At 63.3% G+C, this 3214-nt stretch carries 4 protein-coding genes; all 4 read right to left on the reverse strand.

All coding sequences use genetic code 11. From position 1 onward, the window contains the following. Positions 1-141: 141 nt before the first annotated feature. Positions 142-723 (reverse strand): cupin domain-containing protein, encoded by a 582-nt coding sequence (locus EN969_RS23455; protein WP_013528422.1) that lies wholly within the window; start codon positions 721-723, stop codon positions 142-144. A 1-nt stretch (position 724) separates the two neighbouring features. Continuing rightward, on the reverse strand, positions 725-1981 hold the full coding sequence (locus EN969_RS23460; protein WP_063170430.1) for a cysteine desulfurase-like protein: 1257 nt from the start codon (positions 1979-1981) through the stop codon (positions 725-727). Between the two features lie 70 nt (positions 1982-2051). Continuing rightward, complete coding sequence (locus EN969_RS23465) at positions 2052-2810, reverse strand: cyclase family protein (protein ID WP_063170429.1); 759 nt, start codon at positions 2808-2810, stop codon at positions 2052-2054. 2 nt (positions 2811-2812) lie between these two features. Then, positions 2813-3214: ABC transporter substrate-binding protein (locus tag EN969_RS23470; RefSeq protein ID WP_164758440.1), on the reverse strand; the 402-nt coding region annotated here is incomplete at its 5' end.

Below are 3214 nucleotides of genomic sequence, written 5' to 3' on the forward strand. Positions count from 1 at the left end.
GCCGCGACCGCCTGCCCCCGCCGCTCGCGTTCGGGCATTGAAACAGGACGGTTGGGCTCGGCGGCTGTTGTCCTGTGGACGTTGGCTCATTGAACGACGTCTGCAGAACTCCCTCGAAATCCGGCGCCGCGCTGGAGGCGGTCAGAATGTCGGCGGCGTGTTGACCCAGAGGATGCGGACCGTGGTCGAACCGATATTGCGGTAGCCGTGGCCGAGTTCGGAGTTGAAATAGAACGCGTCGCCTGCCTCGAGTGCCACCACGTTCGCCTCGACCAGCAATTCGACGGAACCTTCGAGCACGTAGCCGAACTCTTGTCCCTTGTGGCTGATCAACTCGGGGCTGCCGCCGCCGGCCTCGATCACGTGGACGTTGATCTGCAGCAGATATTCCGGACCGGACGGCACCAATTGCTCGAGCACGACATGGTTGCCCGAACGCCGATGTCCCGTCTCCATGTGCGGACGCTCGTTTTGCCGCAAAACGAACACTTCCGAGGCATTGTGCTGCAGCGTGCCGAACATCGCGTTCATGTTGATGCCCAGTGCCTGCACCAGCCGGTGCAGAGCCGCCATGGACGGCGTAGCGCGGTCGTTTTCGATCTTCGAGAGATAACCCTCTGTCAGCCCGATGCGGGCGCCGAGCTCTTCCAGGCTGAGGCCAAGCACCTGTCTGGCATGGCGCAGCTTGACGCCGATCCTCGGGGTTCCGTTTCTGTCGCGCATGTCAGGTCCGCGTCTTCATCCAGTCCGCCAGCTTCGCCAGCAGGAAATCGACTTCCGCCTCGGTGTTGTAATGAGCCAGCCCGATGCGGACGACACCGTTGCGGTCCGCAAGCCCCAGCCGCTTGATTGGCTCCAAACCGTAATTGTGACCGTGCCAGAGATAGATGCCTTCCTCTGCCATCGCCCTGGCGATGTCCGCGGGATCGGTTCCGTCAACGGTGATCGACACGGTAGGCACACGGCGCGCCAGCGCCGCCACATCGGATATGCCCTGGATCAAGACGCCATCAATTCTGGACAATCCGGCAATCAGCCGTGCTGTCAGGACACGCTCATAACGGTCGGCGACTTCAATGCCGGCGACGATTCGCTCCCGCCGCGTCGCCTGCGGGTGGACGTTGCCGAAGGACTGTCCGAGCCAGGCATAGTGCTCGACGGCGCCAAGCACCCCGGCAAGCGCCTCGCGGCTTGTCGTTCCCGTCTCGAATTTTCCAGGTGGCGTATTGGAAGCCGCGCGCACCTTATAGGCGGTCAGCGCCTGCAGCAGATCGAAACGGCCCCACAACACCCCGTGATGCGGTCCAAAAAATTTGTAGGCCGAGCAAACCAGGAAATCACAGCCGATCTCCTGGACGTCGATCACCCCATGCGGCGCGAACTGCACCGCGTCGATATAGCTCAGCGCCCCGATCGCGCGGGCGCGCTGCGCGATCCGCTTCACGTCGTTGATCGTGCCGGTAACGTTGCTGGCATAGCCGACAGCGACCAGCTTGACGTCCTCGTCGATAGTCGCCTCCAGCGTCGACAGGTCGAGTTCGAAGGTTTTTGGATCGAGGTCGATCCAGCGTACTTCAAGCCCCCGATCCTCCGCCAGCATCAGCCAGGGTGCGACGTTGGCGTCATGATCCATGCGCGTCAGCACGATGGCGTCGCCGGCGTTCAGATCGCGGCCGATGGCGCGCGAGACGGCGAAAGTCAGAGTTGTCATGTTCTGGCCGAACACCACCTCACGCCGGTCGGCGGCATTGAAGAAATCGGCCATCGCCTGATGCGCGTCGTCGACCATCGCCTGGGCCGCGAGTGAGGTTTCGAAATAGCCACCAAGATTGGCGTTGGTTTCGATCATGACACGCGTCATACGCTCGATCGAACGGCTCGCCATCTGGGTTCCCGCGGGATTGTCGAAGAAAATCCGCTTCTTCGGCTCGGCACCTCTCGCCATCGCCGGAAAAGCATCGCGGACTGTATCTATATCCATGTCTGAATTCCGTGTCTGATGATCGTTGTGCGGCGGCCCCTCGACCGCCGCCAGCAGCGGCTTCACGCGTTCAGCCGGCCGCTTCATGGATGGCGACAGCGCGAGCCGGGAAGCCAGATCCGGCCTTTGGCTTTGGCCAGCTTGCCATTATCAACGCGCCGGCTTCGGGCACCTTGTCGAGATTGGCCAAGAGCTCGATCTGCCAGCAGTCGCGCGACAGCACATAGTATTCCAGGCTTGCGTCACCTGCGGAAGTGGCACGGCCGGGATCAGTGTCCATGCCCTCGTGCCCGATCGCAGCAACACCGCGGCGTTCCAAAAGCTCCTCCAGCACCGGCTTCGACCAACCAGGCGCATGGGAGATACCGTCGGCCGACTTGTTCCGAAACGCCACGGGGTCCGGCCAGCGCGGCCACCAGCCGGTGCGAAGTGCGACAAAACACTTTTCCGGGATACGGCCGTTCCGCGCCTCCCAGGCCGAAATATCGTCGAGCGTCGGCGTCGCGTCGGGATCGGCGGCGACCCTGTCGCTGATGTCGAGGATGACCAGCGGCAGAAGCATCTCCGCCACCGGCAGTTGGTCGATCGAGCGGCCGCCGTCGATGAAGTGCACCGGCGGATCGACATGGGTGCCCCACTGTCCGACGAAGGCGTAGTGGTGGACCTGGAAGGCATCGCCCTTCGAAAAATCGAGCAACGCACTGCGCTCCTCGTCCGGGAAGGCCGGGAAATGCGGCTGACCCGGATGAAACGCATGCGTCAGGTCGGTGAAGGTCGCGGCGGAGAGCCGCGACCTGTAGATGTCCCAAAGGGAGCCCGGAGTGGACAAGATCACGGCTCCGCGACGAAGGTCGGTGCCGCTTCACTTGCCAGGACAAGCTTGCCGTCCTTGACACCAATGACCGAGACCGACTTGTCCGGCACCGAAATGCCCGGGCGGTAGGTGATCGTGCCGGTCACGCCGTCGAGCCCGGACGTAGCGGCCAGCGCGTCACGGATCTTGGCCGGATCCGGCGCACCGGCACGCTTGATCGCGTCGGCCATCAGCTTGACCGAGTCGTAGCCGAGCGCAGCGAACGCGTTCTCCGGGGCATTGCCGACCGACTTGGTGTAGGCGTCGATAAAGGCCTGCACCTTCGGGGTGGCGCCCTCACCGATATAGGCGTGGGTGGTGAAGTAGGTGTCCTTGGCCGCGTCGCCGCCGACCTGGATCAGCAAGGGCGTGTCGTAGCC

The sequence above is a fragment of the Mesorhizobium sp. M7A.F.Ca.CA.003.01.2.1 genome, from assembly GCF_003998945.1.
GTDB lineage: Bacteria > Pseudomonadota > Alphaproteobacteria > Rhizobiales > Rhizobiaceae > Mesorhizobium > Mesorhizobium ciceri.